Here is a 14,000-nt window from a genome sequence, read left to right as displayed (position 1 = left end):
CTACCCCTTCATCGCAATGATACGCCGTGCGGCGTTCAAGCCCGGTGCACCCGAGACGCCGCCGCCGGGATGTGAGCCGGCGCCGGCGAGAAACAGACCTTCGAGCGGCGTGTCGTAGCCGGACCAGCCGGAGACGGGGCGCGAGACCAGCATCTGGTCGGCCTGTAGCTCGCCATGGTGCCAATGGCCGCCCGGCATGCGGTAGCGTGTCTCGATATCGGCCGGCGTCAGAAGCTCGGCATGGACAACGCTCTTGCCGATGCCAGGCGCGTAGGCTTCGAGCTGCGCCATGATCGCCTCGAGGAATTTCGGTTTGCCGGCATCCCAGCCTTCCTTCAGCGCATAAGGTGCGTATTGCACCACGGCCGAGAGCACGCAGGCGCCATCTGGTGCCAGCGACGGATCGGCAAGGCTGGGCAGCGTGATCTCCATCACCGGTTCGGGCGAGAACTCGCCATATTTCGATGGATTGAAGGCGCGCTCGACGTGATCGGGCGAGGGCGCGATGACAAGTCTGCCCTTATGGGCTGCGGCATCGGCACCCGTGAACCGCGGCGGCCGGTCAAGTGCCAGATGAAGCTTGGCGGCATCGCCATTCATGCGGATGTTTTTCACCTTGCGGACAAAGCCGGTGTCGAGCTCGCGCGGCCCGACGATGGCTAGGAAGGTGGTCGCCGGATTGATGGCCGAGACGATCGTCCTGGCGCGCAGCTCCTCGCCAGTGTCGAGCGCGACGCCGACGGCGCGGCTTTTCTCGACGACGATCCTTGCCACCGGCGACGATGTGCGGATGGTGACGCCGGCCTTTTCCGCCGACGCGCGGATGGCGGCGACGACGGCGCCCATGCCGCCCTCCGGCAGCAATTGCGCACCGGCAGCACCGCCGACTTCTCCAGCCAAGCGATAGTAGAGGCCGAGCAGCGAAGTCGGCGAGCGCGGGCCTAGGTGGCTGCCGAGCGTGGCGTCGAAGGCAAGCAGCCCCTTCAGCCTGACGTCGGCAAGCTGCTCGTCAAGCAGGTCGGCGACGTTCATCAGCAGAACGCGCAGGAAATCGCGCATGTCCTCCTTGCCGAGCTTTTTCAGGGCCAGCGCTGTTTGACCGAGGGAAGCGGTCTCGAGCAGCGACATGCCGGCAAGGCCCGGCGTGCGTCGGGAGAGGAATGGCTTCAGGATGCCGGCATAGCGAAGCAGCTGCGCGCGCAGTTCCTTCCAGGCGGACTGTTCCGTCGAGCTGGCGCCGGCCAGCACTTCCCCATAGGCGCCATGCAGGACAAGCGGCGGGCCGTGTTTCGACAGGGCAACCGAGGGCAGGACGTCAGCGTGGGCGAATTGCAGCCCATGCTTCTCCAGTTCCAGCGTCTTCACCACATCGGGATGCAGACGGTTCAGCAGATGGGCGATCGAGGAGGCGCGGAAGCCTGGGGCGAATTCCTCCGTGCGCGCGGCGCCGCCGGCTTCGGCCGCGGCCTCCAGCACCAGCACCTTGCGGCCGGCTTTGGCCAGCGTGGCCGCGGCGACGAGGCCATTATGGCCGCCGCCAATGACGATTGCATCAGATGACGTCATGGGCCGGGCTCATATGTGAGGTGGATTTGGCGAGATCGCGCAGGATTTCAGCCGCGGCATTACGGCCGGGCGCGCCCGTCACGCCGCCGCCCGGATGGCTCGAGGAGCCGCACATATAGAGCCCACCCACCGGCGAGCGATATTGCGCATAGCCCGGCACCGGGCGGTTGAACAGCAGCTGGTCGAAGGTCAACTCGCCCTGGAAGATGTTGCCTTCGGTGAGGCCGACCTCAGCCTCGATCTCGCGTGGCGTGCGCACCTCCATGTGGACGATGCGGTCGCGGAAGCCCGGTGAATAATCAGCGATCTGTGCAATCACGCTTTCTGCGAAGCCGTCGCGATCGGCATCGGTCCACTCACGGCCGGCGATCTTCGGCGGCGCGTATTGCACGAAGCAGCTCATGAAATGTTTTCCCGGCGGCGCCATGGTCGGGTCGAGCGTTGTCGGGATCATCATGTCGAGGAATGGATCGGCCGACCAGCGCCCCGCCTTCCAGTCGTCATAGGCTCGCTCCATGCGCTCCATCGAATCGGTGAAATGCATGTCGCCGCGATAGACGGGGGAGTCCTTCGGCAAAGCGGGGAATTCGGGCAGCGAATCGAGCGCGATGTTGAGCTTGCCGGAGGAGCCTCGAATCTTGAAGTTCTTCACCCGACGCAGGAAGGTGTCGGGCAGTTCCTTCTCCTCGACCAGCTTCAGGAAGGTGCGTTTCACGTCGGCGTTGGAGACAACCAGCTTGCCGTAGATCTCCTCGCCGCCGGCCAGCACCACGCCCTTGGCCTTGCCCCGGTTCACCAGCACATGGTCGACCTCGGCGCCCGTGCGGATGGTTCCGCCCGAAGCCTTGAACGACGCGGCCAGCGCCCTGGTCACCGCACCCATGCCGCCGCGCGCATAGCCCCAGGCGCCGACCGACCCGTCGACCTCGCCCATATAGTGGTGCAGCAACACATAGGCCGTGCCGGGCGACATCGGCCCCAGTGCTGTGCCGATGATGCCCGACAGCGCGAAGTTCGCCTTGATGACGTCGGTCTCGAAATACTCGTCGAGGAATTCCGAGATCGACATCGTCCAGAAGCGCAAGGTCAGCGCCATTTCCTCGGCGGACAGGCCGGCGAATTTCTTGCCGAGATAGAGCAGTTCGCCAAGGTCGCGCGGCTTGAGGCTGGTCGGGTCGGGCGCGGTGCGCATCAGCAGCGGCTGGATGAAACGGCACTGCCGCGTCACGTCGCGGGCGTAGCGGTCATAGGCCTCGGCATCGCGCCTGGAGAAGCGGGCGAATTCGCGGCGGTGCGCATCATGATCGCGGTAGTTGGCAAGGTAGTCGCCATCGCGGGTGAACACCACGCCGCCCTCATAGGCGATGACCTGCAGGCCGAAGCGCGGCAGCTCCAGATCACGCATGATTTCCGGGCGGAACAGCGAACAAACATAGGAGCAGTTGGAGTAGAGGAAGCCCGGCGTCAGTTCGCGGCTGGTGGCCGCACCGCCGACCCAGTCATTCTTCTCCACCACCAGCACGTCGAGCCCGGCCCGTTGCAGGTAGCAGGCATTGACCAGGCCGTTGTGTCCGCCGCCGATGACGATCGCATCCCAAGCTTTCATTGTGGCCCAATTTTCGTATGCGACCCGCTCTTCATTTTGCGTGATCTGTTCCCGAATGCGCTGAATTTGGCATGGCATCAGCCAATTTGTCCAGCCATTCTGAATGAATGTTCAACAAATGATGTTGCTTTTTCGCCCGTATGCGCTACGCTTTGCTGGCGATCGAAATGAGCATTCATCGATTGGATCGAAGGCTGATGATCGAAGCGGCTGATGCCGAACCGGAGTACGACGACACCGCGATCCGCTTCCTCGAGGCGTTGTGGGGCGATGGTTACCTGTCGCCAGGCGGGCCGGACGAGGTCGACCGGCAGGTCGAAGGGATATTGTCTTTCGCCATGGCATCGCCATCGCGCTATGCGCAGGCAATGCGCCAAGCGGGTTTTGCCGATGGCATCGTCAGGGACCGCAACCCGTGGTATCGCGAGGTCGCGCGCGGCCAGTTGCAAAGGCTGAAAGGGCCGCTCTATGCGCCGGTCGCCGCCGTGGTCGGCGCCGCCTATGTCGACAAGAACATCCGAACCTGGGAGGCCATGCAGAAGGTGCTTGACAGTGGCGAGCACCGTCCCACTCATCTTCGCGGGTGGAAGCCGGATGCGATTGGATAGCCGGCGATGCTGGAGACCATCACACGCATGAAGACGGCAGACGCCAGGGACGCCCTCCTTGAACCGGCACAAAAGGCTGAATCCGAGAAGCGCGGACGCAAGGCCTCGAAGGAGGTCAGGCAACTTCAGCTCATCGAGGCAACGATCGATTCACTCGCCAAGCGCGGCTATTCGGAGACGACGATGGCCGATGTCGCCGACGGCGCAGGCCTGTCGCGGGGCATCGTCAATTTCCACTTCGAGAGCAAGGAAAAGCTGCTCGTAGCGACGCTGCAGCACATGTATGACGAATATTCGGCCCATTGGCGCAACGCGCTGCAGAAGGCGGGGGGTGACCCGGCCCGCCAGCTTCAGGCCCTGGTCGCCGCCGATTTCGACCGCTCGATCTGCAACAAGCGCAAGCTTGCCGCCTGGTGCGCCTTCTGGGGCGAGGCCAAGTCGCGGCCGACCTACCAGGCGTTGAGCAGCGCGCGGGACGCCGTCTACCAGAACATCTTCATCGAGCTTTGCGCGGCGCTGAAGGAAAGCGGCGGCTATGCCTATGAGCCGCAGGTCATGGCGCTGGCGCTCAGCGCCATGACGGAGGGGTTGTGGCTGCGCTTGATGATGGGCACCGAGGACACCACCCGCGAGACCGCCTTGCAGGCGGCGAACGAATTCCTGTCGGCGGCTTTCCCGAGACACTACGCGCCGAAGGCCGCCGGGGCGACGAAACCATAAGAAAACCACAGAGGATGGAACAGCAATGAAGCGATTCACTCGACGCCTGACGCTGACATTGGCGCTTGCCGGGACGTTGGCAGCTTCGGCCGCAGCCCTGGCGATCGCCGCCGACAAGGACCTGATCGTGTTCGACTGGTCCGGATACGAAGCCCCCAACTTCCATCCGAAATACGTCGAGAAGAACGGCGATTCGCCAACCTTCGCCTTCTTCGGCGATGAGGACGAGGCGTTCGAGAAGGTCCGTTCCGGCTTCAAGGCCGATATCGGCCATCCCTGCTCGCAGAGCGTGGTGAAATGGCGCGAGGCCGGCCTGCTGCAGCCGCTCGACACTTCAAAGATCGCGGGCTGGAAAGACCTCAATCCCGGCATCATGGCGATGAAGAATCTCGCAACGACCGACGACGGCAAGGCGTGGTTCATGCCGTGGGACTGGGGCAATACGCAGCTCACCTACAACGCCTCCAAGATCGACGAGAAGGACGTCCAGTCGCTGAAGGCGTTCGCCGATCCGAAGTACAAGGGCCGGGTGTCGATCGGCGACAATGTCGACGACGCCTATGCACTTGCAGCCCTCGCCATTGGCCTGAAGGATTGGACCAAGATGACGGACGACCAGTTCAAGCAGGCGTCCGATTTCCTGCGCGAGGTGCACAAGAACGTCCGCTCCTACTGGACCGATACGACAGATATCGTGCAGTTGCTCTCCGGCGGAGAGGTCGACCTCGCCTGGGCCTGGAACGACGCGACCGTGCAGTCGGTCGCCGCCGGCGTGCCGATCAAATCGAAGAAGGACACGGCGGAGGGCATATCGACCTGGGTTTGCGGCTATGTGCTGTTCAAGGACGCGCCGGGCAATACCGACAAGGCCTATGACTACCTGAACGCGGTCAATGATCCGGAGATCGCCAAGGTGCTGGTCAAGGACTGGGGCTACGGACAGGCCAACGCCAAGGGCATGACTGGCGTCGACCAGGCCATCCTGAAGGAAAAAGGCTATGACGACGTACAGAAATTCGTCGACAAGACGCTGTTCCAGTCGCCGTTGCCGTCAGATCTCAAGCTGAAGATGATCGCCGAATTCGAGAAGATCAAAGCCGGCTATTGAGTGCTGCGGAAACGACCGGTCGCTCCTGAACTGAAACGGCGTGGCGCAATGGCTTCAATGGCGGTTTGTGGTTGTTTGGCAGGTGCAGATCGCCGATACCGTTGATTTCGGCAATTGATGGTTGGAGACAAGTCAGAAAAGTCCATTGTCTGGAGCCGAACCGGTCGGGCTCGCCAAAGCCTTTGAATTCTCCTAACCTCCCCTCAATTCGGGATGGGCGGAGTACTCGGCCATGACATCCATGCTACACCGCTTTGCGCTCGCCGCTGTCGTCACCGCCGGCGCGGGCACCGCCTATGCGCTTGCCGAAGGCGGTGGCGGCCAGATCAAGGCCGGCTGTTGACGCACGAACCGGAAAGAACCGACGTCGTTATCGTCGGCGCCGGCTTCACCGGCCTGTCGGCGGCACTTGAGTTGAAGGCAGCCGGCATCGGTTTCCTGCTGCTCGAAGCGCGCGACCGCGTCGGCGGGCGGGTCGAGGCCCGACAGAACGGGCTCGGCGAACGGATCGACAGCGGCGGCCAGTTCCTCTGCGAGGACATGCCGGAAGTGATGGCGCTGGCCAGGGCGCGCGGCAAGACATTCGTCGAGACCTATGTCGAAGGCGGGTTCATCACGCATCCGTCGATGTCGGCCAGGGACGCCAAGCGGACCTATCACGGCGCAATGGCGATCCGCGATCGCATGAACGGGATCGAGCCGGACGACCCCTCAATAGCCGGCATGAGCGTCGCCACCTGGCTGGAGCATCAGCACGATCCCACCGATGCCAAGGCGGCCTTCCGCTCGATGATCGAAGGCTTGTGGTGCCTGGCGGCGGACAAAGTGCCGCTCTGGTACCTGATCGACAATGACCGGCGCATCACCAACGAGGTGCCTGAGCTGCAGTATTTCCTGCGCGAGACCATGCAATCACTGGCCGAGGATCTGGCTGGCGACCTCGGGGGCCGGGTGCGGCTCGGCCAACCGGTCACGCGCATCGAGCACGGGCCGCAAGGGGTTCGCGTTGTTTCAGGCCATGGCGTGATCGAAGCGCGCGAAGTGCTGGTCGCGCTGCCGCCGGCGACGGCCGCCAAGCTCGCCTTCGCACCCGCTTTGCCAACGGCTCTCCAGAGAGCGCTTGGCGCTTGGGAGAGCGGCGCGGTGATCAAGATCCTGGTGCGCTATGCCAAGCCTTTCTGGCGGCAGCGGGGTCTGAGCGGCATGGTGATGTGGCGCGATCTGCCGGGGCTGTTTGCCTGCGACGTCAGCAAGGACGCGGAGCACGCAGCGCTCGTCGTTTTCGTCGGTGGACCGCTGGCGTTGCGCTGGCGAGCGCTGGGCGAGGCGGAGCTACGTGCGGAAGTGACGGCCAGGCTCGCAGATGCGCTCGGCCCCGACGCGGCGGGCATTGCCGACTTCAGCTTGCGCGACTGGATAGAGGATCGTTGGAGCGGTGGCGCCTACAGTGATCTTATCGTCGACGTAACGGCGCGGGATGCCGAGCGCACAATTCTTGGCGGCGCGCCACGAGTTCATTTCGCCGCTTCGGAACTGTCGCCGTCATTCCCGGCTTATGTCGAGGGCGCCATCATTGCAGGGCGCATCGCGGCGCGCAGGATCGTCTCCGGACTTCAGTCCGCCATCGCCACCAGGGCCTCGGGATCGTAGGCGAGGCGGATCGAGGTGCCGACCGGAATGTCGTCGGCGCCGAAATCGTTGGTCTCGGTCACCGACAGCGGCTTTTCCAGGCCTGGTACCTCGACGATGAGATGGGTGATCTCGCCGAAATAATGGCGCTCCACCACCTTGCCGGCGACTTCGAACTTTGCCGTCGCATTGTCCCACAGAACGCGCAGCCGCTCCGGCCGGATGCCGAGCGTGGCGCCGCCGCCATTGCGCACGAAGGCCTTCGGCTTGTCGGTCTTGACGCGGCCGAAGCCCAGCGTGTCGACAACCAGCGAGGCACTGTTCTCCTCGACGATCTCGGCCTTGACGAAATTCATGCCGCCGAGGAAGTCGGCGACCTGGCGGTTGACCGGGCGCTGGTAGATCTCCTTGGGCGACGCGACCTGGGCGATCCTGCCGCCGAACATCACCGCGATGCGGTCCGACATGGCGAGCGCCTCATACTGGTCGTGGGTGACCAGCACGAAGGTGATGCCGACCGCCTGCTGCAGGCGGCGCAGTTCGACCTGCATCTGCTCGCGCAGCTTCTTGTCGAGTGCCGACAGCGGTTCATCGAGCAGCAGCACCTTGGGCCGCATCACCAGCGCGCGGGCCAGCGCCACGCGTTGCCGCTGGCCGCCGGAAAGCTCGGTCGCGCGCCGCTTGCCGAGGCCCGTCAGCGATACCTGCGCCAGCGCCTCCTCGACGCGGCGTTTCTCCTCACCGCCCTGCAGCTTCAGCCGCTTCAGCCCATAGGCGACGTTCTGCTCGACATCGAGGTGCGGAAAGATCGCATAGCTCTGGAACACCATGTTGGTCGGCCGGCGATTGGCCGGGATGCCTTCCATAGGCTGGCCGCCGACCACGATCGAACCGCTGGTCGGATTGTCGAAGCCGGCGATCATGCGCAGCAGCGTGGTCTTGCCGCAGCCGGACGGGCCGAGCAGCGAGAAGAATTCGCCTTCCCGGATAGTCAGGGAGGCGTCGTCCAGCGCCTTGAACGCGCCATAGCTGCGGGTGACGTTGCGAATCTCGATCATCGGCCGGTCAGATTGCGGCCGGCCCGGTGGGGAGCGCTCGGTCTGTGGCTGATCAGGCATAGAGGCCTCCCTCGTTCTGGGTGCGTCTGGCCGCGCGGCGGCGCAGGATTTCGGCGACGGTCATCAAAAGGAAAGAGGCGACCAGAAGCAGCGTGCCCAGCGCCAGCACGCCGGGCAGTTTCGATGCGAAACGCAACTGGCCCCAGATATAGATCGGCAGCGTCGCTTCGGTGCCTGTCAGGAAGAAAGCGATGATGAACTCGTCCAGCGAGATGGTGAAGCAGACCAGCAGGCTGGAGATGATCGCCGGCGCCACCATCGGCAGCGTCACCCGCCGGAAGGTGCCGAACGCGCTTTCGCCGAGATCGGCCGAGGCTTCCTCGAGACTGCGGTCGAAGCCCTCGAAGCCGGAGGTCAGCACCGTCATCGAATAGGGAATACAGATCAGCACGTGGCCGAGCACGACGGTGAACAGCGACAGGCTGAGGCCCAGTTGCAGTATCACCAGCAGCATGGAGATGGCGACGATCACCTCGGGCAGCACCAGCGGCGCCATGATCAGGCCGTTGATGGTGCGGCGGCCGGGGTAGCGGTAGCGAGTGATCGACCGGGCGGCGAGAATGCCGAGCACGGTGGCGAGAACCGAGGCGGAGATGCCGACGATCAGGCTGTTCCAGGCGGCGTCGAGCAAGGCCGGCGTGTTGGGCAGGTCCTCGTACCATTTGAGCGTATAGCCGGTGAGCGGGAATTTCGGCGTCGGGGCGGTGTTGATCGAGAAGATCGGCAGGAAGATGACCGGCAGATAGAGGAAGACGACATAGAGGACCGCATAGGCCGACAGCCAGCCGCCCGGCAGGAAGCGGCGCGCCCTCATCGCGCCAGCCTCTGCAGGGCGTGGATAATCAGCACGGTGGCGCCCGCCATCAGGGTGACGATCACCATGGTGGTGACGGAAAGGGCCGCGCCCAGCGGCCAGTTGGCCGCCTTGCCGAACTGCGCCTGGATGGCGTTGGCGATCATGACGCCGTCCTTGCCGCCGACGAGTTTCGGCGTGACATAGTCGCCGACGGTCGGGATCATGACGATCAGCGCCGCCGAGATGACGCCCGGCGCCGACAGCGGCAAGGTCACGCGCAGGAACGAACGCAAGGGACCGTCACCAAGGTCGGTGGCCGCCTCGACCAGTGTGCGATCAACCTTTTCCAGCGACACGAAGATCGGCAGGATGGCGAAGGCGGCCCAGGCATGGGTCAGCGTGATGATGACGGCGTTCGAATTGTAGAGCAGGGCCGTGGACGGCTCGTCGATGATGCCGAGGCCCATCAGACCGGAATTCAAGACGCCGTTATAGCCGAGGATGACCTTCCACGACATGACGCGCAGGAGATAGCTGGTCCAGAACGGGATGGTGATGAGGAACAGCCACAGGCTCTTGTGGCGGCCGCCATGGAAGGAAATGCAGTAGGCGATCGGGTAGGCCAAGACGACGGTGGAGAGGCTGACCGTCAGCGAGATGTAAAGCGAGCGCCACAACAGATCGCGGTAGATCGGTTCGGTCAGCGTGACGCGGTAGTTTTCCAGCGTGAAGGTGCGGTCGATGGTCAGGTAGTGCTGCGTCCAGAAGGAATGGGCGATGACCACCAGGATCGGCAGGACGAGCAGGACGAGCGCGTAAAGAAAGGTCGGGCTGATCAGGGCAAAACCCTGTACGGGCTCGGATTGCAGAAGGGCATTTCGTCTGGCCCACGTCATGCGTAACGGGGGCGAGCCTTCCGCGGCCACTGTCATTGCCAGACTCCGGGGGGCAGGGCTGCGGGCGTGATCTCGGTTGCTGGCCTGGATTGTTCCGCCATCGGCATCCCATTGTGCTGACGCCGACTGCTTGTTCCCCTTGCCGGCTTTCTTTCATCATGCACGCATCCGCGGATTGAAATCAAGCGCCATTTCTGAGATATTGATTGAACGGACATTCAAAATCAGGTGAAGAAAGCCTTCGTTTCGGGCATTCGACACCGGATTGAATGCTCTGGGAAAATCGACGAGAGATGTGGAGGCGACGATGGCGGCGGTGCGGGATCTGAAGGCGACCGAGATGGCAGCGCCCGGGTGTGACGATGCCGTCGGCCTGGCCAAGCGCCATCTCATTCAGCCCTGGCCCTACGCTGGTTCCGTCGGCGCCGAAGCGCGCGCGCTGATCGGCGAGGGCGATGGCATCTACATCACCGACAGCGCCGGCAAGCGGCTGATCGACGGGCCGGCCGGCATGTGGTGCGTCAATGTCGGCCACCGCCGCGAGGAACTGGCCAGGGTGATGTACGACCAGGCGATGGCGCTGTCCTACAACACGCCCTGGTACACGATGAACGCGCCGTCGGCGGAACTTGCCATGCGCATCGCCGGCCACGCGCCCGGCGATCTCAGCCACGTCTTCTACACCACTGGCGGCTCTTCGGCTGTGGAGACGGCGCTGCGCTTCATGCAGTTCTACAACAATGTGCGCGGCCGGCCGGAAAAGAAGCTGATCCTCAGCCGGGGCGGCGCCTATCATGGCTCGACCTATCTCTCGGCCTCGCTCAACGGCCGCCCGCGCGACCGCGACTGGATGGACGGCGCCGACGAGCTGGTGATCAAGCTGTCCTCGCCCGATCCGTTCCGCCGTCCGCAAGGCATGAGTCTTGCCGCCTTCACGGATTTCCTCGTCGACCAGTTCCGCAACACCGTCGCCCGCGTCGGCGCCGACAAGATCGGCGCTTTTGTCGGCGAGCCGGTGCAGGCCTCCGGCGGTGTCGTGGTGCCGCCCGACGGCTATCTCAAGCGCATCCGCGAGATCTGCCGCGACAATGACATCCTCTATGTCTCCGACGAGGTGGTGACGGGCTTTGGCCGGCTTGGCCATGTCTTCGCCTCGGGTGACGTCTTTGGCATCGATCCCGACATGATCACCTTCGCCAAGGGCGTCACCTCAGGCTATTTCCCGCTCGGCGGCGTCATCATCTCGGAACGGCTGCTGGAAGAATTGCGCCGCTCGAACCATCCCGACGCATTGTTCGGCCATGGGCTGACCTATACCAGCCATGCCGTCGGCTGCGCCGTGGCGCTGAAGAACCTCGATCTGCTGGAAGAAGGCGTGCTGGCGCATACGCGAGACGTCTCGCCTTATTTCCAGGCTCGGCTGAAGACATTGGAGGAATTGCCGCTGGTCGGCGAGGTGCGCGGCATGGGGCTGATGGGCTGCGTCGAATGCGTGGCCGACCGCGAAAGCAAGGACCCGCTGCAGCTCGACAAGGACGTTGGCAAGCGCATCGACGCCCATTGCCACGAGCTCGGCCTGCTGGTGCGGCCGCTGATCAACATGTGCGTGATGTCGCCGCCGCTGGTCATCACCCGCGAGCAGATCGACGACATGGTCGGCATCCTGCGCGAAGGCATTTCGCGGACCATGGATGATTTGCGCAGAGAAGGTGTATGGCGGGGGTGATTAGTATCTCCCCCCTTGAGGGGGGAGATCGCCAAAGGCGACAGAGGGGGTCGTCTCACGTAAATCGCCAGCGCTATCTATCGTTCCAGCGCTATCTATCGTTCCGAAGCGTTGGCGCTTCACGCGCAGCGACCTCTCTGGCCGCTTCGCGGCCATCTCCCCCTCAAGGGGGGAGATTGGCGGCTTTACCCCTCGACCTCAGCGCGTCGTTCAAATTCCACATGTCCTTCTCCTCCGGCGCGGTCTCCAGGCCGAGCACCGGCAGCATCTTGCGCAGATGGTCGTGGTGGGTGCGCACGCCATATTCGAGGTCGGAGAGATAGAATCCGCCGAAGGCTTCGGACAGCATGGATTCGTTCGACCACACCGAAAGCTGCACGTCTTCCGACATGGTGTCGCGGTCGATGCGGAAGGACAGGTAGCGGGCGGCGGCCTGCTCACGGCTTTCGTCGCGGTAGCGGTAGATGGCGCCGCGCAGCAGGGTCTCCCCCGTCGACAGCGGGAATTCCTGATAGAACTGCACCGATTCCGGCATCACCGAGAGGACGGCGTTGGGGAAGATACCGTAATAGACCCAGGCCTTCTTCAGGTGTTCGGGCAGGTGTGTCGGCTCGGGCGCGATCTTGACGTAGTTCCTGACGCTCCAGCGGCGGCCGGCATGCGGGTTGTAGGTGGCGAAGGAGCGCGACACGCCATTGATGAAGGGCTCGTCGAAATAGGTCGCGCCATAGAGGTCCTGCAGGGCGGGATGCGCCATGGCGACGTGATAGCCTTCATTGTCGACGTCGCGCACCGACTTCCAGTTGACCGGGGTCTTCTGGGTCCAGATGCCCCGGGACGGCACCATGTCGGCGGCCTTGTAATGCGCGAATTCGGTCTCGATCGGCCTCATAAGCTCGGCGACCGAAGGCTGGGGCCCGCTATTGCGGAAGCGGATGAAGATGAAGCCCATCCAAATTTCCAGATCGAGCTGCATCAGGCCGAACTCGGTCTTGTCGAGATCGGGGAAGGAGCGCGGGCGCGCGGCGCCACGCAGCGTGCCGTCGAGATTGTAGACCCAGCCATGAAAGGGGCACACCAGCGCGTTCTTGCAATTGCCCTGACTGTCGGCGACGACGCGGCTGCCGCGGTGACGGCACATATTGTTGAAGCCGCGCACGACGCCGTCCTTGCCGCGTACGATCAAGGCGCGTTCGCCCACCACGTCCATGGTCAGGTAGTCGCCGGCATTCGGGATGTCGCTGATGTGTCCGGCGATCTGCCAATGGTTGCGGAAGACATGCTCCTTCTCGAGTTCGAGAAGGGCGTCGGAATGGTAACTCCAGCCCGGCAGGCCCCGCCGGTCCCAATCGTTAGGGATCGCCACGTCACGGAGGTGCGGGGTCATAGAAGTCTCTTCTATTTGTTGAATACTCATTCAATAAAAGCGTATTTTGCATTGAAATGCAATGACTTGTGAAGATCGGTATGGTTTTGGGGCGGAATTTTCCTGTTATCCAGCGCCGTCGCCGGTCTGAAAAACCCCGGAGAATCCGGATGTTAGCCTGCGGTTTCAAAGCCGCTTCCTGGTTGCATGGTACCCGGAATGACTGATTTTGCCCGATTCTGCCCGAAGTCCTGTTTCAAAACCGTTACAAGCCTGACCTTACGTCATCGCTCTGCTGTTACAAGGCGCGATTAGGTTCACTTTATTGGAAAAAGAACATCAACGAAGGGAACTGGGATGCATGCGAAAGTTCAGATCCTCAACGGCGACCGTCGGCTCCAGGCTCCGGAGCGCGCTGACCGCCGCCCGAAACTGGCCCTGCGTCAGCGCGCCAGCGATCACCCGATGGCAATGTTCATGGCGCTGGCTGCTTGCGCCTTCGCCTGCCTGGCGTTCACGCCGGCGGCCGGCCCGGCCTTCGCTTCGCTCAATCCCCCAGCCAACATCGTCGAAGGCGCGCTGACCACCACAAGGACCGCGCGCCTGCCGATGTCGGCGGTCGACTTCGCATGCAAGGGGCAGGCCTGGGGCGCCGAGAGCGTGGATTGTCTGCGCGCCATCGCCGAGCAGTCCGGAACGCACAAGGCCCGCGCGATCCGCATGATCGCCAACGCCGCGCCTCTGACCTACACGCCGAACATCTTCTGATTTCCAGGCTTGATCCCGAAGCCGGCTTCCGGGCCGGGGTCATGCCGCGATCTCCCCGAGCGCTGCTCCAGCGCTCCCTTCGGCTCCCGCCGC

Annotated in this window: 12 protein-coding genes; 6 read left to right on the top strand and 6 right to left on the bottom strand. The window is 63.5% G+C overall.

Annotated features, from left to right (window positions below; genetic code table 11):
- Both FJW03_RS21005 and FJW03_RS21000 read right to left on the bottom strand, forming a co-directional pair.
- Positions 1–1,566 carry a phytoene desaturase family protein gene (locus FJW03_RS21005; protein ID WP_140765936.1) on the bottom strand — a complete coding sequence of 522 codons (1,566 nt, stop codon included), beginning with the start codon at positions 1,564–1,566 and terminating at the stop codon, positions 1–3.
- Entirely contained in the window at positions 1,553–3,172 is a 1,620-nt protein-coding gene (locus tag FJW03_RS21000; RefSeq protein WP_140765934.1) for a phytoene desaturase family protein, read from the bottom strand. The genes FJW03_RS21005 and FJW03_RS21000 overlap by 14 nt, the downstream gene beginning before the upstream one ends.
- Before the next feature lie 197 nt (positions 3,173–3,369).
- On the opposite strand from FJW03_RS21000, the gene FJW03_RS20995 reads away from it, so the two are divergent.
- From FJW03_RS20995 to FJW03_RS20980, 4 genes are all read left to right on the top strand, one after another.
- Positions 3,370–3,780 carry a hypothetical protein gene (locus FJW03_RS20995; RefSeq protein WP_140765932.1) on the top strand — a complete coding sequence of 137 codons (411 nt, stop codon included), beginning with the start codon at positions 3,370–3,372 and terminating at the stop codon, positions 3,778–3,780.
- Between the two features lie 6 nt (positions 3,781–3,786).
- Positions 3,787–4,500: a transcriptional regulator BetI gene (gene betI / locus FJW03_RS20990; protein ID WP_140765930.1), complete on the top strand. Its 714-nt coding sequence runs from the start codon at positions 3,787–3,789 to the stop codon at positions 4,498–4,500.
- Positions 4,501–4,525: 25 nt separating this feature from the next.
- Positions 4,526–5,608: an ABC transporter substrate-binding protein gene (locus tag FJW03_RS20985; protein ID WP_140765928.1), complete on the top strand. Its 1,083-nt coding sequence runs from the start codon at positions 4,526–4,528 to the stop codon at positions 5,606–5,608.
- Between the two features lie 339 nt (positions 5,609–5,947).
- Positions 5,948–7,258, top strand: coding sequence for a flavin monoamine oxidase family protein (locus FJW03_RS20980; RefSeq protein WP_181173297.1), 1,311 nt, complete (start codon positions 5,948–5,950; stop codon positions 7,256–7,258).
- Here FJW03_RS20980 and FJW03_RS20975 read toward each other — a convergent pair.
- Genes FJW03_RS20975 through FJW03_RS20965 form a run of 3 tightly spaced genes read right to left on the bottom strand, consistent with a single transcriptional unit; the run spans position 7,222 to position 10,083 of the window.
- Complete coding sequence (locus FJW03_RS20975; protein WP_140765971.1) at positions 7,222–8,295, bottom strand: ABC transporter ATP-binding protein; 1,074 nt, start codon at positions 8,293–8,295, stop codon at positions 7,222–7,224. The two genes, FJW03_RS20980 and FJW03_RS20975, sit on opposite strands and share 37 nt — an antisense overlap.
- A 52-nt stretch (positions 8,296–8,347) precedes the next feature.
- Complete coding sequence (locus FJW03_RS20970) at positions 8,348–9,169, bottom strand: ABC transporter permease (RefSeq protein WP_140765924.1); 822 nt, start codon at positions 9,167–9,169, stop codon at positions 8,348–8,350.
- The gene (locus FJW03_RS20965) at positions 9,166–10,083 is read right to left on the bottom strand and encodes an ABC transporter permease (RefSeq protein WP_140765922.1); all 918 of its coding nucleotides are present in this window, start codon (positions 10,081–10,083) and stop codon (positions 9,166–9,168) included. Before FJW03_RS20965 ends, FJW03_RS20970 begins: the two co-directional genes overlap by 4 nt.
- Positions 10,084–10,354: 271 nt before the next feature.
- On the opposite strand from FJW03_RS20965, the gene FJW03_RS20960 reads away from it, so the two are divergent.
- Positions 10,355–11,773 (top strand): aminotransferase, encoded by a 1,419-nt coding sequence (locus tag FJW03_RS20960; protein ID WP_140765920.1) that lies wholly within the window; start codon positions 10,355–10,357, stop codon positions 11,771–11,773.
- Between the two features lie 163 nt (positions 11,774–11,936).
- On the opposite strand, the gene FJW03_RS20955 is transcribed toward FJW03_RS20960, so the two are convergent.
- On the bottom strand, positions 11,937–13,160 hold the full coding sequence (locus FJW03_RS20955) for an aromatic ring-hydroxylating oxygenase subunit alpha (protein WP_140765918.1): 1,224 nt from the start codon (positions 13,158–13,160) through the stop codon (positions 11,937–11,939).
- A gap of 336 nt (positions 13,161–13,496) precedes the next feature.
- On the opposite strand from FJW03_RS20955, the gene FJW03_RS20950 reads away from it, so the two are divergent.
- Positions 13,497–13,907 carry a hypothetical protein gene (locus tag FJW03_RS20950; protein WP_140698558.1) on the top strand — a complete coding sequence of 137 codons (411 nt, stop codon included), beginning with the start codon at positions 13,497–13,499 and terminating at the stop codon, positions 13,905–13,907.
- The last annotated feature ends 93 nt before the right edge of the window (positions 13,908–14,000 follow it).

The sequence above is a fragment of the Mesorhizobium sp. B4-1-4 genome (genome assembly GCF_006439395.2).
GTDB lineage: Bacteria > Pseudomonadota > Alphaproteobacteria > Rhizobiales > Rhizobiaceae > Mesorhizobium.
Note: the sequence above shows the minus strand (reverse complement) of the source record. Positions and strands in the feature narration are given on the sequence as shown.

What these genes read in the sequence shown, in the direction of transcription:
- FJW03_RS21000 (WP_140765934.1), bottom strand. Translation starts at nt 3,172, where the DNA reads ATGAAAGCTTGGGATGCGATCGTCATCGGCGGCGGACACAACGGCCTG.
- betI (WP_140765930.1), top strand. Translation starts at nt 3,787, where the DNA reads ATGCTGGAGACCATCACACGCATGAAGACGGCAGACGCCAGGGACGCC.
- FJW03_RS20965 (WP_140765922.1), bottom strand. Translation starts at nt 10,083, where the DNA reads ATGACAGTGGCCGCGGAAGGCTCGCCCCCGTTACGCATGACGTGGGCC.
- FJW03_RS20950 (WP_140698558.1), top strand. Translation starts at nt 13,497, where the DNA reads ATGCATGCGAAAGTTCAGATCCTCAACGGCGACCGTCGGCTCCAGGCT.
- FJW03_RS20960 (WP_140765920.1), top strand. Translation starts at nt 10,355, where the DNA reads ATGGCGGCGGTGCGGGATCTGAAGGCGACCGAGATGGCAGCGCCCGGG.
- FJW03_RS20970 (WP_140765924.1), bottom strand. Translation starts at nt 9,169, where the DNA reads ATGAGGGCGCGCCGCTTCCTGCCGGGCGGCTGGCTGTCGGCCTATGCG.
- FJW03_RS21005 (WP_140765936.1), bottom strand. Translation starts at nt 1,566, where the DNA reads ATGACGTCATCTGATGCAATCGTCATTGGCGGCGGCCATAATGGCCTC.
- FJW03_RS20975 (WP_140765971.1), bottom strand. Translation starts at nt 8,295, where the DNA reads ATGATCGAGATTCGCAACGTCACCCGCAGCTATGGCGCGTTCAAGGCG.
- FJW03_RS20995 (WP_140765932.1), top strand. Translation starts at nt 3,370, where the DNA reads ATGATCGAAGCGGCTGATGCCGAACCGGAGTACGACGACACCGCGATC.
- FJW03_RS20985 (WP_140765928.1), top strand. Translation starts at nt 4,526, where the DNA reads ATGAAGCGATTCACTCGACGCCTGACGCTGACATTGGCGCTTGCCGGG.
- FJW03_RS20955 (WP_140765918.1), bottom strand. Translation starts at nt 13,160, where the DNA reads ATGACCCCGCACCTCCGTGACGTGGCGATCCCTAACGATTGGGACCGG.